General features: G+C 67.5%; 21 protein-coding genes. 12 read left to right on the plus strand and 9 right to left on the minus strand.

Annotated features, from left to right (window positions below):
* The first annotated feature begins 18 nt into the window (after window positions 1–18).
* From FEJ81_RS13170 to FEJ81_RS13190, 5 genes are all read left to right on the plus strand, one after another.
* Entirely contained in the window at window positions 19–312 is a 294-nt protein-coding gene (locus FEJ81_RS13170) for a HalOD1 output domain-containing protein (RefSeq protein WP_138245720.1), read from the plus strand.
* 122 nt (window positions 313–434) lie between these two features.
* Window positions 435–1,205, plus strand: coding sequence for a J domain-containing protein (locus FEJ81_RS13175; protein ID WP_138245721.1), 771 nt, complete (start codon window positions 435–437; stop codon window positions 1,203–1,205).
* An 84-nt stretch (window positions 1,206–1,289) separates the two neighbouring features.
* Window positions 1,290–1,895, plus strand: coding sequence for a DUF420 domain-containing protein (locus FEJ81_RS13180; protein ID WP_138245722.1), 606 nt, complete (start codon window positions 1,290–1,292; stop codon window positions 1,893–1,895).
* 103 nt (window positions 1,896–1,998) lie between these two features.
* Window positions 1,999–2,898 carry a thiamine-phosphate synthase family protein gene (locus FEJ81_RS13185; protein WP_138245723.1) on the plus strand — a complete coding sequence of 300 codons (900 nt, stop codon included), beginning with the start codon at window positions 1,999–2,001 and terminating at the stop codon, window positions 2,896–2,898.
* Window positions 2,899–2,918: 20 nt separating this feature from the next.
* A complete protein-coding gene (locus FEJ81_RS13190) occupies window positions 2,919–3,623 on the plus strand; it encodes a class I SAM-dependent methyltransferase (RefSeq protein WP_138245724.1) in 705 nt (234 codons plus the stop codon).
* Between the two features lie 39 nt (window positions 3,624–3,662).
* Here FEJ81_RS13190 and FEJ81_RS13195 read toward each other — a convergent pair whose 3' ends face one another.
* The 3 genes from FEJ81_RS13195 to FEJ81_RS13205 are packed head-to-tail and all read right to left on the minus strand — an operon-like array spanning window position 3,663 to window position 5,837.
* A complete protein-coding gene (locus FEJ81_RS13195; protein WP_138245725.1) occupies window positions 3,663–4,073 on the minus strand; it encodes an acyl-CoA thioesterase in 411 nt (136 codons plus the stop codon).
* 51 nt (window positions 4,074–4,124) lie between these two features.
* On the minus strand, window positions 4,125–4,889 hold the full coding sequence (locus FEJ81_RS13200; RefSeq protein ID WP_138245726.1) for a DUF7001 family protein: 765 nt from the start codon (window positions 4,887–4,889) through the stop codon (window positions 4,125–4,127).
* 18 nt (window positions 4,890–4,907) lie between these two features.
* On the minus strand, window positions 4,908–5,837 hold the full coding sequence (locus FEJ81_RS13205) for a sulfide-dependent adenosine diphosphate thiazole synthase (RefSeq protein ID WP_138245727.1): 930 nt from the start codon (window positions 5,835–5,837) through the stop codon (window positions 4,908–4,910).
* A gap of 370 nt (window positions 5,838–6,207) precedes the next feature.
* On the opposite strand from FEJ81_RS13205, the gene FEJ81_RS13210 reads away from it, so the two are divergent.
* The gene (locus FEJ81_RS13210; protein ID WP_138245728.1) at window positions 6,208–8,739 is read left to right on the plus strand and encodes a DNA topoisomerase I; all 2,532 of its coding nucleotides are present in this window, start codon (window positions 6,208–6,210) and stop codon (window positions 8,737–8,739) included.
* Window positions 8,740–8,794: 55 nt separating this feature from the next.
* Here FEJ81_RS13210 and FEJ81_RS13215 read toward each other — a convergent pair whose 3' ends face one another.
* Window positions 8,795–10,075: an RNA-guided endonuclease InsQ/TnpB family protein gene (locus tag FEJ81_RS13215; protein WP_138245729.1), complete on the minus strand. Its 1,281-nt coding sequence runs from the start codon at window positions 10,073–10,075 to the stop codon at window positions 8,795–8,797.
* 291 nt (window positions 10,076–10,366) lie between these two features.
* Between FEJ81_RS13215 and FEJ81_RS13220 the strand changes: the two genes are divergently transcribed.
* Entirely contained in the window at window positions 10,367–14,575 is a 4,209-nt protein-coding gene (locus tag FEJ81_RS13220) for a sister chromatid cohesion protein PDS5 (RefSeq protein ID WP_138245730.1), read from the plus strand.
* Window positions 14,576–14,602: 27 nt separating this feature from the next.
* On the opposite strand, the gene FEJ81_RS13225 is transcribed toward FEJ81_RS13220, so the two are convergent.
* Window positions 14,603–15,229 carry a TlpA family protein disulfide reductase gene (locus FEJ81_RS13225; protein WP_138245731.1) on the minus strand — a complete coding sequence of 209 codons (627 nt, stop codon included), beginning with the start codon at window positions 15,227–15,229 and terminating at the stop codon, window positions 14,603–14,605.
* 173 nt (window positions 15,230–15,402) lie between these two features.
* Between FEJ81_RS13225 and FEJ81_RS13230 the strand changes: the two genes are divergently transcribed.
* Window positions 15,403–16,059: a class I SAM-dependent methyltransferase gene (locus FEJ81_RS13230; RefSeq protein ID WP_138245732.1), complete on the plus strand. Its 657-nt coding sequence runs from the start codon at window positions 15,403–15,405 to the stop codon at window positions 16,057–16,059.
* Between the two features lie 153 nt (window positions 16,060–16,212).
* On the plus strand, window positions 16,213–16,893 hold the full coding sequence (locus FEJ81_RS13235) for a LysE family translocator (RefSeq protein ID WP_138246787.1): 681 nt from the start codon (window positions 16,213–16,215) through the stop codon (window positions 16,891–16,893).
* 77 nt (window positions 16,894–16,970) lie between these two features.
* On the opposite strand, the gene FEJ81_RS13240 is transcribed toward FEJ81_RS13235, so the two are convergent.
* Together FEJ81_RS13240 and FEJ81_RS13245 are read right to left on the minus strand one after the other, a co-directional pair.
* A complete protein-coding gene (locus FEJ81_RS13240) occupies window positions 16,971–17,513 on the minus strand; it encodes a DUF7332 family protein (protein WP_138245733.1) in 543 nt (180 codons plus the stop codon).
* Window positions 17,514–17,648: 135 nt separating this feature from the next.
* Window positions 17,649–18,323: an HD domain-containing protein gene (locus tag FEJ81_RS13245; RefSeq protein WP_138245734.1), complete on the minus strand. Its 675-nt coding sequence runs from the start codon at window positions 18,321–18,323 to the stop codon at window positions 17,649–17,651.
* Between the two features lie 234 nt (window positions 18,324–18,557).
* Between FEJ81_RS13245 and FEJ81_RS13250 the strand changes: the two genes are divergently transcribed.
* From FEJ81_RS13250 to FEJ81_RS13260, 3 genes are all read left to right on the plus strand, one after another.
* A complete protein-coding gene (locus FEJ81_RS13250) occupies window positions 18,558–18,974 on the plus strand; it encodes a cobalamin B12-binding domain-containing protein (protein ID WP_138245735.1) in 417 nt (138 codons plus the stop codon).
* Window positions 18,971–20,077, plus strand: a complete 1,107-nt coding sequence (meaB, locus tag FEJ81_RS13255; RefSeq protein WP_394349639.1) for a methylmalonyl Co-A mutase-associated GTPase MeaB — start codon at window positions 18,971–18,973, stop codon at window positions 20,075–20,077. Before FEJ81_RS13250 ends, meaB begins: the two co-directional genes overlap by 4 nt.
* 165 nt (window positions 20,078–20,242) lie before the next feature.
* A complete protein-coding gene (locus FEJ81_RS13260) occupies window positions 20,243–21,187 on the plus strand; it encodes an alpha/beta fold hydrolase (protein ID WP_138245736.1) in 945 nt (314 codons plus the stop codon).
* 79 nt (window positions 21,188–21,266) lie between these two features.
* On the opposite strand, the gene FEJ81_RS13265 is transcribed toward FEJ81_RS13260, so the two are convergent.
* Window positions 21,267–21,662, minus strand: a complete 396-nt coding sequence (locus FEJ81_RS13265; RefSeq protein ID WP_138245737.1) for a Zn-ribbon domain-containing OB-fold protein — start codon at window positions 21,660–21,662, stop codon at window positions 21,267–21,269.
* A 58-nt stretch (window positions 21,663–21,720) separates the two neighbouring features.
* On the minus strand, window positions 21,721–22,887 hold the full coding sequence (locus FEJ81_RS13270) for a thiolase C-terminal domain-containing protein (RefSeq protein ID WP_138245738.1): 1,167 nt from the start codon (window positions 22,885–22,887) through the stop codon (window positions 21,721–21,723).
* Window positions 22,888–23,034: the final 147 nt, after the last annotated feature.

Raw genomic sequence — 23,034 nt, forward strand, 5'->3', positions numbered from 1 at the left:
TTCAGAAGGAGAGATACGATGGTTGAGGGTGGCGGTAGCGTCGGTGCATCGTCTCGGAAGGCACTGAGCCAAGCGGTTATCGAAGCGGTCGCCGAGGCGGAAGGCGTTTCGCCGACGGAAATCTCCCCGCCGGCGTACGAACCGCTCCACGCGGTCGTCGATCCGGCGGCGCTCGACGCGCTCTTTGCGGATCGACACAACGGCGCGAGCAGATCGCTCGGAACCGTCTCGTTCCCGTTCTGTGGCTACGATGTCACCGTCGCTCAGGACGGGACCGTCTTGCTCGAGGACCGGGCCGAATCGGCCGAGTGAGTCCGCGCCGGCGGATCGATCCAGTGCTAGTACTCCCGCCGGAATCGAGCGAGCGGCCCGACTGACTCGAGCGACGCAGGGACGGAAAGACTCTTTTCGGCCAAGGGACGAATGGGTTCATCGTGGAGCGCCACTACGACGCCCTCGGACTTTCGCCGGACGCCGACGAGCGGACGGTTCGGCGGGCCTACAGGTCCCTCCTGAAGGACCACCACCCGGATCAGGGTGGCTCTCGCGAGCAGTTTCTGCGGATCAAGGAGGCCTACGAGGCGATCCTCGGCGAACGGGTGCCGAGAGACCGCGAAACCGACGGCGGTGCCATTACGCGAGGCGACGACGGGTCGCGACGCCGGCGTCAACCTACCTACGACCCGGACGAGCGCGACGGGCACGCCGACCGCGACCGGACCCACGAGTTGACCGTCAACAGCGAGTATCTCACGCTCGCGCTCGCCGGGCTGGTCCACGATGTCGACCTCGCGTCGCTGGTCGACGGCCCCGTCACGGCGGCGACGACGCGGACGGTCGCGTTCTTCCGCGTTCACAACACGAGTTTCCAGCCGCTCCCGTGGCGGGGGAAGACGGACACGAGCTTCATCGGTGACGACGGCTTCCTCTACGAGGGCTCGAGCATCGTCGCCCCCCACGCGACCGATCTGCCGGAACGGTGGGTCGGGACCGACGTGACCCTCGAGCCGGGTCGGGCGCTGGACGCGGTCGTCATCGCACAGGAGATGCCGGACGACGTGAGCGTCGAGCAGGTCATGTACGCCCAGCACGTCCCCGACGAGGAGAGCGAGGGCGACGGCCTCGCCGACACCGAACGCTACCTCTTCGAGTTGAAACCGCTCGTCCGCGAGCGGCTCAACCGGTTTCCGTTCGAACGGGACTGAGTCAGACAGCCGGAACGCGCTGGCGTCGCCGCGGCCGATATCGGAACAGCAAGCGTGATACGGCGGTGCTCCAAAGGACCACTAATGGCAACCGCTGACGCGAGACGGCGGCTCCGCGAGCAGCCGATGGGCGTAACGCTCCTCCTGACGATCGTCGGGTACGCGCTGGTCCTCGGGACGTTCCTCCTCGACATCCCGATCTATCCCGATCTGACGAACGCGCAGGTCGACCTGCTGTCGCACGTGATCGCGGTCATCAACACGACCGCGACCGTCGTGCTGACGCTTGGCTGGTACTGGATCCGCGCCGGCGAGGTCGAGAAACACCGACTCGCGATGATCGGCGGGTTCGTGTTGATCCTCGGCTTTCTGGTCGTCTACCTGCTCAAGGTCGGCGGCGGCGGGACGAAGGAGTTCGTCGGACCCCAGGGAGTCTACTACGCCTACCTCGTGATGCTGGCGATCCACATCATCCTCTCGATCGTCTCGGTCCCGGTCGTCCTCTACGCGCTGGTCCTCGGCCTGAGCCACACGCCCGCCGAACTCCGGCAGACGGCACACGCCCGGGTCGGCCGGATCGCTGCCGGCGCGTGGATCCTGAGTCTCTTCCTCGGGGTCGTCACCTACGTCCTGCTCAACCACGTCTTCACCTACGAGTTCGCGTCAATCATCGCGCCGGTCGTCTTCTAGACCGAGCGCGTCGGGTTCGATCCTCGTCGACCCCCGCTCGAGTCGGTTCCGCCGGTCCGACCGACAAGTTATCCCGTCGGCCGCCCGTAGGCTCGAGCAACGAATGCAATTCGCCGAAGAAATCGTCGTGGACGAGTTCCTCCCGACTATCCGGTCGCTGCTCGCCGGCGACCTCCGGGACCGGGGGCTCACGCAGAGCGAGGTCGCCGACGTGCTCGGGATCAGCCAGAGCGCCGTCTCGAAGTACGCCCACGGCGACGTGACCGTCAACGATCGCATCGCCGAGGACGACCGGGTTCGGGACCTCGTCGACGAACTCGGAAGCGGACTGGCGGCCGGCGATATCTCGCCCGTACAGGTGCTGATCGAGATCGAGGTCCTGATTCGCGAACTGGAGTCCGGCGGGGACCTGCTCGCTCAACTCCACGAGGAGGCCGTGCCGGAACTCGCCGATCACGGCTCTGGCTTCCGGGTGCACGACCCCGAGAGCGACCTCCGGACCAGCGAGCGGGTCCTCTCTTCGCTCCGGCGCGGACTCGGCATGCTCGAGACCGCGAGCGGATTCACGGGCCTGATCCCCGCGGTCGGCTCGAATCTGGTGGCCTGTACGCCGGACGCGGAGACCGTCGACGACGTCGCGGGCGTTCCCGGCCGGATCTTCGACGTGAAAGGACAGGCGACGGTCCCCGCAGACCCCGAGTTCGGCGTCTCCGAGCACGTCGCGCAGGTGCTGCTCGCCGCGCGCCGCCACGGCGCGGACGCCTCGGCGGCGATCAACATCACGTACGATCCCGAACTGATCGACGAACTGACCGAGCGGGGCCGCGTCGCCGCCGAGTTCGACGAGTCCGGCGATGTCGCCTCGAGCGTCGGCGCGGCGATCGAGGACGAGCCCGAGGCGACGGTGCTCTACCAGACCGGCGGCATGGGGATCGAACCGCTGATCTACGTCCTCGACACCGATGCGGAGTCGATCGCGGACACGATCCGGTCGCTCATCTGACCGGAATCGGACTGCTCTTCATGACGACCGAATCAGCACAGGAGTTCTACGGCCGCTGGGCGCGGCTCTACGACTTCGTCGCGCGCCGAACGCCCGGGATCGCCGGTCTCCGGAGCCGCGCGGCCGCCGCCTGCCGGCTCGAGCCCGGCGACACCGTCGTCGAGATGGGCTGTGGCACTGGTGCGAACCTACCGTATCTCCGCGAGCGAGTCGGCCCCGAGGGCACCGTCGTCGGGATCGACTTCACGCGACCCGTCCTCGAGCGGGCGCGTGCGGCCACCGCGGCGTCCGACAACGTCCACGTTCTGCGGGGTGATGCGACGCAACCACCGATCGGGCGCGACGGGAACGGGGCGCTAGACGCGGTCGCGGACGGCAACGCGATCGACGCCGTTCTCGCGACATTTGTCGTCGGCATGCTCGCGGACCCGGCCGGTGCGGTCGACGACTGGTGCGATCTCGTCGGCCCCGACGGCACCGTCGTCCTCGCCAACGCCGCCCGGAGCCGAGAGTGGTACGCGCCGCCGGTCAACGCCGTCTTCCGGGCGATCGTCGTCCTCTCGACGCCGCCGACGACACAGCTCCGCTACGAGAACGAGCCCCACCTTCGGCTCGATGAGAAGATCGACGCCGCACACGCCCGGCTCCGCGAGCGCGCGGTCGCCGTCGCGGACGAAACGCACGTCTTCGGCGTCGTTCGGCTCACCGCCGGCCGACTCGAGTGAGTCGAGCGAAGCGAACGGCCGTCGACCGCCGGTGGCCGATCACGCCGCCGCCTCGAGGCCTTCGTACTCCCGGATGCGTCGGGTCATCGCCTCGGGGATCGAACTCGGTCGCCTCGTCTCGGGATCGACGTGGACCATCGTCGTCTCGGCGGTCGCCACGACATCGCCGTCGACGCGGATCTCGTAGGCCATGGTACAACTCGAGTCGCCGAGCCGCGAGACCGAGAGCGCAACTGTGGGGTCGTCGCCCATCGTGATCGGCCGCTCGTAGGAAATCTCGAGGTTCGCGAGGACGAAGGAGATGCCCTCGGGGTCGAGTCCGACGACCTCCTCGAGATAGGCGGTTCGGGCGACCTCGAGGTAGCTCGCGTAGACGGCGTGGTTGACGTGGTCCAGCGGATCGAGATCGCGATAGCGAACGGGAACGTCGACGGTAAACTCAGCACTCATTGTGTGTTGTCGGAGGCTACCGGGACAAAAATACGAACCGGTTCGGAGCGTTCAGGGTTCGTAGCGCTGCGCGTGGTCGCGACAGAACGCCGGCTCCCGCAGTTGCGCGTCGATCAGGTCCTCGTGGTAGTGGGCGTTGGACAGCCGACAGCCCTCCCGATCGCAGAACGCCTCGCCCGTCTCGAGGTAGTGATAGCACTGCAGGACGTACCCCTTCAGTGCGTCGGTCGTTCGCGGGTCGTCCGCGATCAGGAAGTCGCCCTCGACCTGATTCTCGAGGACCTCTCGCGGCGGTGTCCCGCCGGATAAGAGGGCGTGGCGCTGCTGTTCCTTATAATAGGCCTCGGGCTTTGCGGGAGCCTCGTAGAGGCCGGGTACCGAGACGAGCGCCGGTTGTCCGAGGACGGTCACGCGCTTGTGCCAGCGGCCGTCGTGTTCTCCCCACGTTCCGATCGCCCGATCGAGGATCGGGACGTGAAGCGTCTCGAGGCCCCGTTCGGCCGCCGGAAGCGCGGCGTTGAGCGCGCGCTGAACCGTCGCGCCGTCGTAGAGTACGCCGCCCTCGAGTTCGGGGTTCTCGAGGGCGCGTTCCTCGTACCGGATCGTCCCGAGCATCGTGTTGCCCGTCTCGCGGTCGTACGGCGAGGGGACCCGCGCCTCGGCGAACCGCTCCGCGAGATCGTCGGTACGGTGGACCTCGAGGAATCGGTCCCGGACGGTCACGTCGGCGTCGATCCGCGCTCGCAGCCAGTCGGCGATCTCCTCGACTGAGGCGACCGTCGACGGCGCGCGGTAGCAGATGAGTCGATCGACCATACAGCGGGAGATCCGCGATCAGTCGTCGGCCGGGGCCGCACGCGAGGTCAGTTCGACGGGGTCGGCGTCGACCTCGAGTTCGTCAAGCGCGACCTGTGCGGCGCGCTTGCCTGAGACGAGCATGGCACCGAAGGTCGGCCCCATCCGCGGGAGGCCGTAGGTCGTCGCGGTCGCCATCCCGGTCGCGATGAGGCCGTCGTGGACGAGCCCGGTGTGCTCGACGACGGCGTCCTCGCTCTCGCCGACCCACATCGAGTCGTGGCCGGGCGAGTCGTGGCCGGGCGCGCCGTAGGTGTCGTCGCCGGTGCTGTCCATGCCGGTCGCGTTCTCCTCGGCGTCGGCGATGCCGGGCGCGTCGAGGACGCCGCGCTCGTCGAGTTTCTTGACCGCCATCGCGTCGTGGCCGGTCGCGTCGATGACCAGATCGGCCTCGACCGCGATCGGGTCGACGCAGGTGATCTCGCGGGGCAGCGCGTGGACCGGCGTCCAGTTCATGACGATGCCGCCGACGCGGTGGTCCTCGCGGATGACGATGTCGGTGAACTCGGTCATGTTCTGCATCTTCGCCCCCGCGTCGCAGGCGGCCTTGATCAGCCCGGAACAGGCCTCGGGGCCGTTCGCGACGTAGAGCCCCTCGCTGTCCTGGGACTGCTTGTAGTCGACCTCGAGTTCGTCGAGGACCTTCTGGGCCGGGTCCCGGACCGTGACCTTGTTCATCAGGAACCCGCCGAGCCAGAAGCCCCCGCCAAGGTAGTTGTTCTTCTCGACGACCATTACCTTGACACCGCGCTCGGAGAGCTCCTTCGCCGCGGTGAGCCCCGAGGGGCCGCCGCCGACGATGATGACATCCGAGTCCGAGAAGTCCATGAACTCCTCGGTCCATTCCTGTCCAATCGCACGGGTGACATCGGCTTCGCCCACCTGACTGAACTGCTCGAATTCGCTCATACAACCTAGTGGTAACACCAAGTAGTGTTAAGTCTGTCGCCGCTTCGATCAGCCGTTGATACACGTTGTAGAGGTCTCTCGAGACAGGAGAATCGTCGCGAGACGTGCGGTCGTCATGGCTGTTTGCCAGCAGCTATCGGCTCGCAGCCAGTGCAAGCAGACGAGTCGTGACCAGTCAGCGATCAGCCAGCGGTCGTACACGGTCCACGCGCACGCGACGCGACCCGCACGCAACGCGACCGCACGCACACCCGCGCTGTCGGTCGGTTTCGGCGAAAGCGTTATCAGATACTCACTCGTACCGGGCCACAATGACCGACACTCGTCCGCGACGACGGCGACGGACTCGAGGAGCGGGAGGTGATCCCCGGTGGAGCTGATAATCACGGAGAAAGACAACGCTGCCCGCCGGATCGCCGACATTCTGAGCGGCGGGACCTACGACTCGAGTCGCGAGAACGGCGTCAACGTCTACGAGTGGGGCGGCAAGCGCTGCGTGGGGCTGTCGGGCCACGTCGTCGGCGTCGACTTCCCCTCGGAGTACTCCGACTGGCGGGATGTCGAGCCGGTGGAGTTGATCGACGCGAGCGTCGAGAAGACGGCGACGAAGGAGAACATCGTCGCGACGCTGCGACTGCTCTCTCGTCGCGCCCAGCGGGTGACGATCGCGACTGACTACGACCGCGAGGGCGAACTGATCGGCAAGGAGGCCTACGACATCGTCCGGAACGTCGACGAGGACGTGCCGATTCGCCGGGTGCGGTTCTCCTCGATCACGGAGAACGAGGTCCAGAGCGCGTTCAACGAACCCGACGAACTCGACTTCGACCTCGCGGCGGCCGGTGAGGCCCGCCAGATCATCGACCTCGTCTGGGGAGCCGCGCTCACCCGCTATCTCTCCCTCTCCGCGGGGCAACTGGGCAACGACTTCATCTCCGTCGGCCGGGTCCAGTCGCCGACGCTGAAGCTGATCGTCGACCGCGAGCGCGAGATCGAGGCCTTCGATCCCGAGGACTACTGGGAGCTCTTCGCGGATCTGACGAAGAGAGAGGCGCAACACGCCTCGGAGACGTCGAGCGGTGAGGAACCGCGAGATGACGAGACGGCCTTCGAAGCGCAGTACTTCTACCGCGACGAGGACGACAACGAGGCCGAACGCGTCTGGGAGGAGGCCACCGCGGACGAGGTCTACGAGACGCTCGCCGACCGCGACGCCGCAACGGTCGTCGACGTCAACCGGCGGACCCGCACCGACACGCCGCCGGAGCCGTTCAACACCACCCAGTTCATCCGCGCGGCGGGTGCCATCGGCTACTCGGCCAAGCGGGCGATGTCGATCGCCGAGGACCTCTACACCGCCGGCTACATCACCTACCCGCGGACCGATAACACCGTCTATCCCGACGATCTCGACCCCGAGGAACTCTTAGACGAGTTCGTCGGCCATCCGTCGCTCGGCGAGAGCGCCGAGTCGCTGCTCGAGGCCGACGAGATCCTGCCAACGGAAGGCGACGAGGAGACGACCGACCACCCGCCCATTCATCCCACGGGCGAGATTCCGACCCGCGGCGACGTGAGCGACGACGAGTGGGAGGTCTTCGAACTCGTCGTGCGTCGCTTCTACGCGACCGTCGCCGACGCCGCGGAGTGGGAGCACCTCAAGGTCGTCGCGGAAGTCGAGGACCACCGGCTCAAATCGAACGGCAAGCGGCTGGTCGAACCCGGCTATCACGATGTCTATCCCTACTTCTCCACCACGGAGAACTTCGTCCCCGATGTCGACGAGGGCGAGGAGTTGGGGCTCTCCGACGTCGAACTCGAGGAGAAACAGACCCAGCCGCCGCGCCGGTACGGCCAGTCGCGGCTCATCGAGACCATGGAGGGAATGGGGATCGGAACGAAAAGTACGAGACATAATACTCTGGAAAAATTATATGATCGTGGCTACATCGAGAGCGATCCGCCGCGGCCGACGAAGCTCGCGATGGCCGTCGTGGACGCGGCCGAGAACTACGCCGACCGGATCGTCAGCGAGGAGATGACGGCCCAGCTCGAGGCCGACATGGACGCCATCGCGAACGGCGAGGCGACCCTCGACGACGTGACCGACGAGTCCCGGGAGATGCTCGAGGAGATCTTCGAGAACCTCGCGGAGTCCAGAGACGAGATCGGCGATCACCTCCGCAAGTCGCTCAAAGACGACAAGCGGCTGGGGCCGTGTCCCGAGTGCGGCGAGGACCTGCTCGTCCGTCGCAGCCGCCACGGCTCCTATTTCATCGGCTGTGACGGCTATCCCGACTGCGAGAACACGCTGCCCCTGCCCTCGACCGGCAAGCCGCTCATCCTCGAGGACGAGTGCGAGGAACACGGCCTGAACGAGGTCAAGATGCTCGCGGGCCGGCAGACCTTCGTCCACGGCTGCCCGCTCTGTAAGGCCGAGGACGCCGGCGAGGGGCCGGTACTGGGCGCGTGTCCCGAGTGTGGAGACGAGCACGGCGGCGAATTGGCGGTCAAAACGCTCCAGAGCGGCTCGCGGCTCGTCGGCTGTACGCGCTATCCCGACTGCGAGTACTCGCTGCCGCTACCCCGCCGGGGCGACATCGAGGTCACCGACGAGCGCTGCGAGGAACACGACCTGCCGGAACTCGTCGTCCACAGCGGCGACGAGCCGTGGGAGCTCGGCTGTCCGATCTGTAACTATCAGGAGTTCCAGGCCCGCGAGAGCGAATCCGGCTCGGACCTCGAGGCGCTCGACGGCGTCGGCGCGAAGACTGTCGAGAAACTCGCCGACGCGGGGATCGAGGACCTCGAGGACCTGACCGACGCCGATCCGGACGCGATCGCGGACGACGTCGAGGGCGTCAGCGCCGACCGCGTTCGGAGCTGGCAGGCGAAGGCTTGACATCCTCCCCGCCCTGAAGGGCGAGGATTCCCGACCGCGTTTGGGATATTGTGGTTTACGACGTGACCTGTTCTTGAGGTGCGAACGCACCAGTTTCCTTGTCAAACAGGTACGTCGATGGCTGTGCCAACCAGCCGTTACTCCTATTCACCGAAAGACTCGGTGAACTCGGAGATACTTTCTGTCGAATGTTCTCAGCGCCGTTCACGTCCGCGTTCGCTACCGTGTCACAACTATCGCAGACGTACAACCCGCGTTCAACACGGTTCTTCTTCCGCTTCCGACCACAACACGAACACGACTTCGAGGTGTCACGCTCTGACACCTTTTCAACCGTGATACCCTCCATCTCTGCCTTGTACGTGAGAAGGCCGGTGAAGCGGTCGAACGCCCAGGAATGCAAGTCAAGGTTGCCGTGCTTACCCCAGTTCTTCGACTCCTCGTCTTCTTCGTCCTCGCGGATGCCGGAGAGGTCGCCCACCACAATCGTTCCAACGCCCTCATCAACACACCGCTGGACGATGTGCTTGGAGAGGGTGTGGAAGTAGTGGGTGCGGCGAGCCGACTTCTTCTGGTTCAACCGCGTGGCTTGCTCTGAGTCGGAGTCGTCACAGCGAGCGATGCGTTTGCTGAAGTAGTAGTCGTCCTGCTTCAGGCAGTTCAGCGGGTACAGTTCGCTGTGGCCGTCTTCGTAGGCGAGCGCGGCGAAGTTGTTGATACCGAGGTCAACACCCACGGTTTTCTCACCGGGTGCGTCAGAAACCTCGATTTCGACCTTGCACACGAAGTGCAGTTCCCATTCAGCACCTGTCCACACGGCTCTCACTTGTTGGACGTTCTCCACGGTGGAGAGGTCAACGTCAGGCCGGGTATGATACTCGCAGAGAATGAAGTCCGACCAATACTCCTTGCGGTTCGAGCCTTTGCTGAGTCGGACTCTCTCGTCCTCTGTGTCGAGTTTGAAGCCAGCGGCTTTGAACGTGACCGTGCTTCGCGGGTGGTCGTCGCCGTGTTTGCGGTACTCCGGGGGGTTCGCTCGTGCATCTCCGTTGCGTCGTTTGCCGTACCAGCCATTGAACGCCTCAGCGAGTTCTTGAAGGACTCGCTGACTTGACTGAGAATGCAGGTCATCGTAGCGTTCGTGTGAGTTCAGGTACGTGGTGAGTTCATTGTGACCGGGAATGTGGCCGATTTCGCCCCACACGCGGTCGCAGACCCACCGTCCGACGTTCCAGAGTTTACTGGCGGCGAACCCGAGCGAATCAAGGTCATCAGACACCTGTTGCTGGTTCCGTATGGAAGCAGTGTAGGTGCGGGTGACGACCTGTTTCGCCATACGTAACCTATGTAGTCAAAACTACTTGAAGGTGCGGATTCGGACGTAGAATATCCTGCCGTGCTATCGAACGGTTGAATGTGTAGGAGTTGTCGGATTCATCCCCGCCCTAAAGGACGGGGCTTTCTCCTCGATTCTCCGTAAACCGGCGCTGGCTCTCGGCCGGTCGCGCGGACCGCGACATTGAATCTCGTTTTGCTGGAGGTAGAATTAACTGAGTGTGTCTGCATGTACAACTATCAACGCGATTGCGTGTAGCGGAATCACGCACGCCGTGAGACAGGGACCACTATGTCAGAATTGAACAATATAGCGGACAGAGCGGGCGAGGGAGAGGGGGACGGAGTCGAAGTCACCGTCGGTATCGATCAATTAGAGGAGTTTCTCACAGCTGACGACCCCGAAGTCAGGGAGTACGCGGCCAAGACGCTGGCCAACGAGGCGTCGGATCGACCGGCGGACGTTCGGTCCGCGGTGGAGTCGCTCACAGACTGCCTCGAGGACGATCCGGCGATCAGATCGCACGCGGCGGCGGCGCTGTCGGCCGTCGCGGCCGCCTACCCGCGAGACGCGCGGGACGCCGTGCCGGCGCTGACCGATCGCCTCGAGGGATCGACGGCGGTCCGAGGGGACGCGGCGGACGCGCTCGCGTCGATCGCCGACGACTACGCGACCGGCGTCGCCGACTCGGCGGCGGAACTCGCGGCCTACGTCACCGACGATCAGGAGCGCGTCCGAGTTCGGACGACGGACGCGCTCGCGGCCATCGCCGACGCCGATCCCGAGCGGGTCGTGTCGATCGCCGATGAGGTCGCGGCCGCGACCGACGACGAGACCGCGACGGTCCGGGAGAACGCGACGGCGATCCTCGCGGCCGCCGCGGAGCGAGAGCCCGACGCCGTCCTCGACGCCGTCGATCGGCTCGTCGACCGACTCGAGGACGAGCCCGTCATCAGGGAACACGCCGCTCGAGCGATCCGGTCGATCGCGGCCGAGCGGCCCTCGGAAGCGACAACGGCGGTCGAACCCGTCGCGGCGGGACTAACCGACGAACGCGACGCCGTTCGCGCCGACGCCGCGGCAACGCTCGCGGCCGTCGCGGCGGAGCGGCCGGAGCCCGTCGGCGAGGTCGTCGACTCGCTGGCCGCCAGCCTCGACCGCGAGGCCGCCGTCCGCCGGGAGACGGTCGGCGCGCTCCGGGCCGTTACCGGGAGCACCCCCGACGCGGTCGCACCGGCCGTCGACTCACTCGTCGAACGGCTCGCGGACGACCTCGAGTCCGTTCGTATCGATGCGGCCGCCGCGCTGGCGACGCTGGCGGCGGAGCGGCCCGACGCGGTCGAGTCGGCCGTCGAACCGCTCGCGGAGCGCCTCGAGGGGGACGAGCCGGCGATCCGAAGCCACGGCGTCGCGGCGATCGCCGCCGTCGGGGACGCGACACCCGAGGCCGTCGCCCCCGTCGTCGCCGAACTCGCCGGCGTGCTCGCGGACGAGGACGACGACGTACGGTTCGAAGCCGCCCGCGCCGTCGCGGCGGTCGCGGCGGTTCGGCCCGACGCGATCCGACCGATCGTCTCCCGGCTCGCCGACCGACTCGACGATCCACACGAACCCGTCCGCCGCCGCGCGGCCGACGCGCTGGGCGAACTCGCGCTCGCGGACGCCGACGACGAGGACGACGTCTCGGTGCTGGTCGACCGACTCGAGGACGACGACGAGTGGGTCCGCGGCCACGCCGCCCGCCGGCTGGCGGAGATCGCCGAGTCGCGGGTCGCCGACGCGCATCCGGCGGTCCGATCGCTGTGCCGGCGGCTCGAGCACGACGACGCGGCGGTCCGGCGGTCGGCTGCCAGAGACCTCGTGCCGATCACCGCCGAACGGCCGCGGGAAGCCCGTGAGGCCGTCGCACCGCTCGGCGACCGGCTCGCGGACAACGACGCGAGCGTTCGGAACAACGCCGCGCTCGCGCTCTCCCGACTCGCCGGAACCGACCCGGACGAGGTCCGGCCGGCGCTGATCGGGCTCTTCGGCGCGGTCGACGATCCCGACCGCAGCGTTCGCGCCACGGTCCGCGAGACCCTCGCCGCGGTCGCGCCCGTCTCTCGCAGCGACCGCCGGCCACCGGTCGCGCTCGCCGTCGCGGAGACCGACGCCGACGAGGAACCGATCCGCATCGCCGCCTGCGAGGCGCTTGCCGCCCTCGGCCTCGAGACGGGGGCCGAAACGGAGGCCGCCGTCGGGGCCGTCTGCGACCTGCTCGTCGAGCCGACGCCGAGGGTGCACACGGCGGCGCTGGAGACGCTCGAGTCGCTCCTCGCTGCGGAGAGCGAGACCGAGCCGACGGCGATGGAGGCCCTCACCGAGATCATCTCGGCCGGCGACGAGCGCGCGACCGCGGCGGCGACAGCGCTGGCCGACATCGCACGGACGGACGCGGACCTGCTCGCCGAGGCGGCGACTCCGCTGGTCGAGCGGTTTCGGGCGGCGACGGGCGACCGGCGGCGGGCGCTCGGCCGCGTCCTGACCGCGGTCGTCGCGAAAACCGACCGCAGACCGGTCACGGCGCTGTTGCTCGACGACCTCGAGTCGGCCGAGGCCGAGACCGATCGGGCGTCGATCGCGGGCGAGATCGCCCGACTGGCGGCCGCGTCTCCGGACGACGCCGCGGAGAGCCGGGAGCGACTGGTCGCCGTGCTCGACGACGATACCGAGGCGGTCCGCGGATACGCGGCGCTGGCGCTCGGAACGCTCGCGCTTGCAGACGCCGACGACGGCTCCGCGTTGGGGGACAATCTCGACAGCGTCGACGATCGGCTGCTCGACGCCGCCTCGCTCGTCAGCGGAGGCGAGACGCCGAGTCACACCGACGGGATCAACAACCAGCTCTCCGGGCTCGGGAACCGGCTCGAGGACGACCCGTGGGCGGCCGGGCTCGCCGTGCTCGCGCTCGGGGTGCTCGCCGACGAGTCGGACAGCCTGCGGCCGACCGGCGTCTCGAAGGTCGCGGCCGGGATCGCCGTCGAGAATCCGATCGTTCGGGCCACCGCCGGGCGCACGCTCGCGACGATGGCCGCGGACGATCCGCAGGGGCTCGAGGCGGCGACCGACGAGCTGTCTGCGGCGCTCTCGGATCCGGACGCCGACGTTCGGGCCGCCGCTGCCGGCACGCTCGCCGACGTCGCCGAGTCGACCGACGAACTCGAGGCCGAGGCGGATAGTCTCGCGGCCGAACTCCGACCGCGCCTCGCCGATCCCGACGGGCGCGTTCGAGCCCGTGCGATCCGGGCGCTGACTGCCCTCGAAGCCGTCGACTCGCTTTCCGCGATTCGGCCACTGGTCGACGACCCGGTCCCGGCGGTCTCGAGCGCGGCGTCGACCGCGACGGACCGTCTCGAGGACGGCGACGACGGGAACGACGAGTTCGACTGGCCGATGGCCCGTGCGGGGCCGGCGAGCACCGGCTTCGTCGGCCGCGGCGACGCGCTCGGCGGGCGGCCGACCAAGCAGTGGCGCGTCGAGACCGCCGGGACCGTCGACGCCCCGCCGGCGCTGGTCGGCGACACCGTCTTCGCCACGAGCGACGCCGGCTCCGTCATCGCACTGGCCCTCGGAGACGGCGACGAGCGCTGGCGGTTCGAGACCGACGCGCCGATCGGGACGACGCCCGCCGTGGTCGGCGACACCGTCTACGTCGGCGGCGACGCCGCGGTCTACGCGCTCGATATCGAGACCGGCGAGCGGCGGTGGCGGTATCGGATGGACGCCACGGTCCGCACGTCCCCGGTCGTCGCAAACGGAACGGTCTACGTCGGCAGCGACACCCTCCACGCGATCGACGCCGACACTGGCCACCCGCGCTGGACGGCCCCGCTCACGGATTCGCTCGTCGGCGTCGCCGTCGACGATGGCGTCGCCTACGCCACCTGTGCCGAGCGCGTGATCGCGCTCGCGGCCGCCGACGGGAGCCGGCGCTGGGAGACGGACCTCGAGGTCGCGGGAACGGTACGGACGCCACCGGCGGTCGCGGACGGGAGCGTCTACGTCGGCTGCGGGGGGACGCTGTGCGCGCTGTCGGCCGCCGACGGCTCGCGGGAGTTCCGGTTCGACACCGGCGGCCGGTTCGCCGCGTCGCCGGCGGTCGCGAACGGGAGCGTCTATGCCGCCAGTACCGACGGAAGCGTCTACGCGGTCGACGCGAGGACGGGCGCGGAACGCTGGCGGGTCGACGCCGGCGAGGCGACGACAGATCCGGTCGTCATCGACGACACCGTCTGTCTGGGTACCGGCGACGGCCACGTTACCGCGCTGGGGATCGGCGACGGCTCCCGGCAGTGGGAACTCGCGGTGGACCCCGTGACAGCGGTGACGGCGATCGCCGTCGCGAGCGAGCGGCTCTGTCTCGTCGGACCGGAGGGCATCACCGCGATCGGTGACGCACAGTCGTCGTGGAAGGAGTCGATTTCGGGGCTGTTCACCCGGTTCGGAAACGGCTCGTCGTAGGTCTCGGCGGCTCGAACGGGTGACCGTTCAGTCGCTCGCCGATCGCCCGCTCGTCTCGTTCTCGGAGGCTGACTCGGACATCTCTCCATCGTTCGCCTCGAGAACGGACTCGACGGCCGCGACGATATCCGCAGCAGCTGTGACCCCGAGTTCCTCCCAGCGTTTCTCGCCCTGATCGTCGATGACGGCGGTGACGGGGTAGCCGACGATGCCGTAGCTCGCCGCGAGTGTCGAACTCGAGTCGTAGCCGACGGCCCAGTTACCGCTGTGGGCACGCCACCACTCCCGGAGTTCGTCGTCCGGCATACTATCGAACGACTGGTAGGTCACCGACAGAAAGGTGAGATCGTCTCCGTGGTCCGCGACGAGGCGAGACCGTGCGTCGGCGAGTCTGGGCAGTTGCGCCTGACAGTTGCCACACCCGGTGACGAAGAACATGGCGACCGTAACGTCGTCGTTGGGGACGGTCATCGTCCCGGCCTCGCTCCCCCGGGCGTCGATCGTCTCCACCTCGACCGGGCCGTCCGTCTCCCCGCCCTCCTCGGATGCGGCGCGGTCCGTCCCGAACGAGGGAACTCCGCCGAGGGCGATCCCGGTCGCCCCGGCGAGTACGCCGACGCTGCCGAGCCCGGCGATCAGCTCGCGCCGTCTCATGGTCGTCTCACCGGCATGGAGCACGTGGTCGGCATGTCGTTATGATCTTGTATGGGACGGCGCAAAAAGGATTCACTGGTTCGTGCGTCGAACCGACCACCTGCGGTCGGAACCAGTCGGACGGCCCCGTTCGGAGCCCGACAGTTAAGCGTCGAGCGTCCGTCGATAGCCCCGTGAGCGACGACCGCGACCGATGGAACGACCGGTACGAGCAGGCCGACTTCGACCCCGACGACGACCCAGTTCCGGCGCTCGAGCGCCGCATTTCGACGCTTCCGGACGGGCGCGCGCTCGATGTCGCGACCGGGACCGGGCGAAACGCGCTCTTTCTCGCCGAGCACGGCTACGACGTGGACGCGGTGGACATCTCCGACGCTGCGCTCGAGCGCGCTCGGGACCGCGCCGCCGAACGGGGTGTCGACGCGAACTGGATCCGCGCCGATCTGGCCGACTTCGATCCCGGCCGCGAGCGCTACGACGTGATCGTCGTGAGCTTCTTCGCCGCCCTCGAGCACCTGCCGGCGCTCAAAGACGCGCTCGCCCCCGGCGGGGTGCTGATCTACGAGCACCACCTCCGCTCGAGCGACCCGGTCGCCGGCCCCTCGACCGATCGCTACCGGTACCGGTCGAACGACCTGCTCCGGGCCTGTCTGGATCTGACGATCCTCTCCTACGAGGAGCGGCGGCGACCGGTCGACGATGGCGGAGACGAGGATGGGAGCGAGGACGACGACGGCACGATCGCAGTCGCGACGCTCGTCGCGCGGCGCTCGAGCGGCGGGACGCAGTCGTATCCGCTGGTTTCGGATGTGGGCGGTGACGACGCCTGAATGCGGACCCGACTGCGGTTCCGCGAGGTGATGGACCGCCGACTGCCGCGCATTCGGCTCGCAACCGGCCTGCCCGAAACGGGGCTGGACGAGCACGGCAGTCGAATTCGCGATTCTTTTCACGGCAGCACGCCCACTTGCAACCGAGAACGCGTGGCTTCACTCGTCGTTACAGCGCTGGCCGGCGTGATCTTCGGACTCGCGCTCGCGGCACCGCCGGGACCGATGAACGCGATTATCGCCGAGGAGAGCGTCGTCCGCGGCTGGCCGGCCGGATTCCGAGCCGGTCTCGGTGCGATGCTCGCGGACGCGATCTTCTTCGCGCTCACGTTGGCCGGCATCGTCGCCGTGATCGACCGCATTCCGGCCGTCAGGCCCGCGCTCTATCTGGCCGGGGGCTGTCTCATGCTGTACTTCGCGATCGGTGCGATCGACGAGGCCAGAACGGCGACGTCGTTTACCGATGCCGGCCGAGCCGCCGCCACGGGGTTCCGGAAGACGTTCGTCCTCTCGCTGACCAACCCCTACCAGATCGGCTTCTGGCTCACCGTCGGCGTCGGCCTGCTCGAGCCGGGGACCCTCGACGTGCTCGCACACGCCCCGGCGGTGGGGCAGGCCCTCGCGGGCACGCTGGTCGTCCAGACCGGCTCGCCGGCGCTGCTGATCGGCTTCTTCGGCGGGATCGCTCTGTGGATCGTCGCCTACCCGGCGGCGCTGGCCGCGGCCGGCAAGCGCGTCGATGCGTTCGCCCCCGCGGTCGCCGCGCTGAGCGCCGTCGTCCTCGTCGGCTTCGGGCTGCTCTTTCTCGTCATGGGCGCGCTCCGGTTCGTCTGAGCGGCTCTCGAAACGCGTCTCGGATCTTCTCGCTTTCTCGAGTCGGAAGCGCCCACCGACGGCACGAGACCGGCGGCTTAGCACCTGAGCATCTCGAAGCGGCCGTCGGATTCCGCCGTCTCGCCGTCGCTACCCGTGGTACCCTCCTCGCCGTTCGACCGGTCCCCGTCGGACTGGGTTGATTCCGCGCTGAGTCCTGTCATCACGTTCTCGAGCATCGGGAGCCGGAAGTCGAACCCGCTGACGAGGTCGATCGAGTCGGCAGGGCTCGTGAGAAGATCGCGGAGTCCATCGCCGACGTACTCGAACCCGACGACGACCTCAGTGATCGACGAGCCGCCGGTCGAGCCGGCGAGTTCGGCACCGATCGAGCCGCCGGAGTCGGTCAGCATCGCCGCGTGCAGCCGAACCCAGATGTGCGTGCCGTTCTCGGCGCCGATCATAAACTCGGTTCCCGACCCGGTGAAACACGTCGAGACCGGTTGCCCGCTCGAGTCGGCACCGTTCCCGACCGGAGACGGAGACTGCTGGGCCAGCGTCGCGACGGGGACCGTAGCGAGAAGTACGAGACAGCAGAGGACGAGAACTGAGACGGTGCTCGGCCGACGTGGGATGTGCATTACACTCGTCTCGAGAGCAGACCAGTATGAACGCACCGGCCGATTCGGTCGGTCGTCGATCGGGAGTTGCCGGTCTCGAGGTCGTCAGAAAAACAGGACTCGAGCGGGCGAGGCCGCGACCGGCACCGGACCCGTTTAGTTACCCATCGCGGCGATTTCGTCCTCGAGCCACTCGCTGAACCACTTGACGCGTTTCAGGCGCTGGTGGGCGATGCCCTCGGCGGTGTCGCTCTGAACACGGGAGGCGGCGTCATAGCCGCGCTCGAGGACGCGCTCGACCATCTCGTCGCAGTCCATGTGGGTGCGGGCCTCGTAGCCCATCCGGAGCAACATCAGGGCGATGCCGTTCGCGCCGACCTTATCGAGCAGATCGGCTTCGATGAGACACTGGGTCTCCAGTGCGAGATCGGTCAGATCGCCCTGATAGGAGTGGTGTTCGATCGCGCGACACACCTGCTGGATGAACGATTCGGGGTACTCGGCGCGGGACTCGAGGTACTCGCGGGCAACACGAGCGCCGGCCTCGGCGTGGAGTTCCTGATCGGTCTCGAGTTTGGCGACGTCGTGAAAGAGGGCGGCGACGCGGGTGACGTCGACGTCTGCGCCCTCCTCCTCGGCGATGTCGGTCGCGAGATCGACGACGTTGAGGATGTGGTTGTGGCGGTACTCGGCGGAGTGCCACGGGTACCAGCGCATGCGACCCCCTTCCTCCTCCTTTTCGACGCTTGCCGCGAGGTACTCGAAGACGAAGCCCTTCATCTCCTCGAACTCGGCATCGGGCACACGCGTTTCCTTTATTTCAACGCCCACGATAGATCCCTCCGCAGTAGACGAACGATAGTCATTAGCGGAATGTTCGGTCGTTTCGTTCTTTAGCCTTTGGTTCGGACCGATTCCGTTGAGACGTGACAGTAACGGAACAATATACGCGCCGGGAACGGGGCGATCGACCGGCAGTTCGCCGGCGGGCGGAGACCTCTCTTCTCGTCGCAACTTCAACCATCTTCCGTTAAAGTCAAACAGTCGGATCGGGTAGGTGTGTGTATGAGCAGCGAACAGGAAGCGGAGTCGATCCGGTGTCTCGTCGCCAAAGTCGGTCTCGACGGCCACGACCGCGGTGCTCACGTCGTCGCGCGCGCGTTCCGGGACGCCGGCTTCGAAGTCATTTACTCCGGCCTGCACAAGTCCCCCGAGGAGATCGTTCAGGCGGCGGTCCAGGAGGACGTCGATGTCCTCGGGATCTCCATCCTCTCGGGCGCACACGACACGCTCGTCCCGAAGATCATGGACGGCCTCGAGGAGTACGGGGCGAAAGAGGACACCCTCGTCCTCGCCGGCGGCGTCATCCCCGACGAGGACCGCGAGGGGCTCAAAGAAGAAGGTGTCGCCGCCATCTTCGGCCCCGGCACGTCGATCGAGGAGACCATCGAGTTCGTCCGCGAGAACGCGCCCCAGCGATGACCATGGACGCCGACGACGAATCGCTGCTCAAGGACCTACTGACGGGGAAACACCGCGCGCTCGCCCGGACCATCTCGAAGATCGAGAATCGATCGCCGGGCTATCGGGACCTCGTCTCCGAACTGTACGCGCACACGGGCGACGCCGATGTGATCGGTATTACGGGCAGCCCCGGCGCGGGCAAGTCCACGCTGGTCGACAAACTCGCCGAAACCTACCGCGGCCGCGGCGAGACGGTCGGCGTCATCGCGATCGATCCCTCCTCGCCGTTCACCGGCGGCGCGGTGCTCGGGGACCGCATCCGGATGGCCTCCACCGTGGGCGATATGGACGTGTTCGTCCGCTCGATGAGCGCCCGCGGCACGCTCGGCGGTCTCTCGACGGCGACGGCGGACGCCGTCAAGGCGATGGACGCCTTCGGCAAGGACAAGATCATCATCGAGACCGTCGGCGCGGGCCAGAACGAGATCGACATCGTCCGGACCGCCGACACCGTCGCCGTCCTCGTCCCGCCGGGTTCGGGCGACGACATCCAGACGCTGAAAGCCGGCATCCTCGAGATCGCGGACGTCTTCGTCGTGAACAAGGCCGACCGCGACGGGGCGGACCGCACGGTACAGGAGCTTCGGGAGATGGTCCACCTCGGCGAGGAGAGCGGGCTCGGCAGTGGCAGCGGTGGCCACCACAGTCAGGAGGTGATCGACGCCCACGACGACTGGGACGGCGAGACCGACGCGGACGAAGACGAGGCCGAGGACTGGACGCCGCCGATCGTCGAGACCGTCGCCACGAAGGGCACCGGCGTCGAGACCTTCATCGACGAACTCGCGAACCACCGCGCGTACCTCGTCGACTCCGGCACTCGAGCCGAGAAGGTCCGCCAGCGCTACGCCGAGGAGATCCGCACGCTGCTCCGCGAGGATGTCCACGCCCTGCTCGAGGACGAACTCGACGAACGCGGCGGGATCGACGACCTCGCCGACGCCGTGCGTCGGGGCGAGACCGACCCGTACTCGATCGCGAACGACGTGCTCGCGCCTGTCGAGGCCTGCGTCGAAAACCTCGAGACCAAGCCGGGCGAGGACGGCTCGGGTCCGGAGTAGCGACACCGTGGCCGCTCGAGAAGAGGGGAACTACCCGACTCGTGCACACTTCCTCGACTCGTCCGTTCACTGCGCTCGCTCGTCACTCGTCGGTCGATGTGCCGATTCCAGCAGGTTCTGAATCCATACCTGAGGTCTAAGGCCGTTGCCGTCCTATGTTCGTCTATGAAAGCCCGAACAGTCCTCGGTGCAGCTCTCGGAACCATCGGTGGGGCAGTCCTCGGCAACCGCCTCCTCAAGCGACGCGCGGGCGACCTCGAGAACCCGCTGATCGGCGTCGAACGGACGTATCGATGGCGAGGGATCGAGACGAGCTACACCGTCGCGGGCGATCCGAACGATCCCGACATGCTCCTGCTTCACGGGATCTACGCGGGCTCGAGCAGCCACGAGTTCGAGCCGATCGTCGAGCAACTGGCCGAGGACTACCACGTGTACGCGGTCGACCTTCCCGGGTTCGGCCGATCCGAGCGGCCGCCGTTGGTCTACTCCGCGACCCTCTACGCCGAGTTCGTCCGCGACTTCGCGGCCGACGTGACCGACGAGCCGATCGTCGTCGCCTCGTCGCTGTCCGGAACCTTCGCCGTCGATGCCGCCGACGAGACCGACTTCGAGCGGCTGGTATTGATCTGTCCGACCGACGAGACCGGCGACGAGCGACCGTGGCTCCGAACCCTCATGCGGACGCCGATCGTCGGCACGACGCTGTACAACCTGCTCGCGAGCAAGCCCTCGATCCGGTACTTCTACGACCGGGACGGCTACTATGATTCCGACCGGATCGACGCCGACGAGGTCCAGTACGCGTGGACCAGCGCCCACCAGCCAGGCGCACGCTACGCGACCGCCTCCTTCGCCGCGGGCACCCTCGACCCCGATTTCGACCTCGCGACGGAGCTGGCGGCCCTCGAGACCCCCACGACGCTGATCTGGGGTCGAGACGCCGAACTCGTTCCGCTTCGGGAGGGCAGGGATCTCGCCGAGGCGGCCGACCTCGATCTCGTCGTCATCGACTACGCGACGCAGTTGCCCCACGCCGAGCACCCCGACAAGTTCGTCGAGTACCTGAGCGCCGAACTCCCGCGAGTCGATATCGGCGGCGACGAGTAGTCGAGCGGTCGAGCGAGACGGTCTTCTTCCGAAATTCGACCCGCTTCCAGACTCGGCGAGTTCGAACCTAAAAAAGCGACTACGCCGGACGGAGGCCGATCACGCGCTCGCCGGTCGTCTCCGAAACCGTGATCTCGAGTTCGACCGAGAGCCCGGTTTCGACGGCCTCGGGATCGACCCCGACGACCTGTCCGGTCAGGCGAACGGAGCCGAAGTCGACGACGGCCGTCGCGTAGGGCGCGTCCTCCTCGAAGGCCGGCGTCGGGACGTGCGTGACGGTGAACGTCTGAATATCGCCGGTTTCGGGCAGGTCGGCCTCGGCGAGGTCGGTCGAGCCACAGTCGGGACAGACCCGACGCGGCGGCAGGGAGCCGTGGCCGTTCGCACACTCGAGGTAGTACGCGTCCCCCTCCTCGGCGGCCGCGAGCCAGTTGTCGAAGCCGGCGTCGTGGACCTCGTTTTCGGAGTCGCTCATCAGTTCGTCACCTCCAGAGCAAGCTCTGGCGTAGTCGCATTTGCGTCACTTCGTTCGCTCATGCGACCACCTCCAACACGTGAACGGTTGCACTCGCAACTGTACCGCCCGCGTTGTGGGCGACGCCGGTCGTCGCATCCGCGACGTGGTCGCTGTTGGGATGCTCGCCGGCCAACAGATCGGTCACTTCAGCGATCTGGGACGCGCCGGTCGCGCCGACCGGGTGGCCCTTGGCCTTCAGCCCCCCCGAGAGGTTGATCGGCGTCTCGCCGTCCGCGGTCGTCCGCCCGTTCCGGGCCGCCGAGATCCCCTCGCCGATCGGCTCGAGGTCCAAGGCCTCGAGCGCGAGTACTTCGGCGATCGTAAAGCAGTCGTGGACCTCCGCGAAGTCCACGTCGCCGGCGTCGACGCCGGCGTCGGCGTAGGCCTCCGCGCCCGCCTCGCGCGCGGCGGGCGAGCGGGCGAGGTGTTCGCGGTCGTGGAGGGCCATCCGGTCGCCGCCCTGCCCGGTCCCCGTGATCGCGACGGGGGCCTCGAGGTCGTGCTTGGCGGCGTAGGACTCGCTCGTCAGGACGAGCGCCGACGCGCCGTCCGAGATCGGACAGGCGTCGTAGAGCCCGAGCGGTTCGGAGACCGGCGGGGCCTCGAGGACGTCCGCGACCTCGATCGCGCGCTGGTACTGGGCCTTCTCGTTGGTGAGGGCGTTTTCGTGATTCTTCACCGCGATGTGGGCCAGATCCTCGTGTTCGCCGCCGAACTCGTCGAAGTAGGCCTGTGCCATCAGCGCGTACGCGCCGGGGAAGGTCACCCCGGCCCGCACCTCCCAGAGGTCGTCCGCGGCGATGGCGAGCGCCTCGGTCGCGCCCGCGGTGCCGAGGTTGGTCATGCGTTCCGCGCCGCCGACCAGCAACACGTCGTTCTCGCCGTTGCGGATCCGTTTGACCGCCTCGCGGACCGCGACGCCGCTCGAGGCGCAGGCGGATTCGTAGCGGGTCGCCGGCGCCCGCACGCCCGCCGCTTCGGCCATCAGCGGGCCCTGATGGCCCTGATGTTCGGAGAGTTCGCCCATGAAGTTGCCGTAGAGGACGGCCTCGACATCGTCCCGGGGAACCCCGCTCTCTTCGAAGGCTGCGATGCTCGCTTCGGCGAAGAGATCCCGGCCGGTCCGTTCGGGACTGTTCCCGAACGGCGTCAGCCCTGTGCCCGCAACACGTACGTCACTCATATACACACGAGTAGTGGACGGATCCGTTAATACTCCGCGGTTACGACCGCGGACACTCATCGAATTCGGACTCTCCGCCGGCCGGAACGGCGCTCGCGGCCAAACTCACGGCAGTGCTCCGCCCGTTTCCACGACCTTATATCACAT

This window comes from Natrinema versiforme (assembly GCF_005576615.1).
Lineage (GTDB): Archaea > Halobacteriota > Halobacteria > Halobacteriales > Natrialbaceae > Natrinema > Natrinema versiforme_A.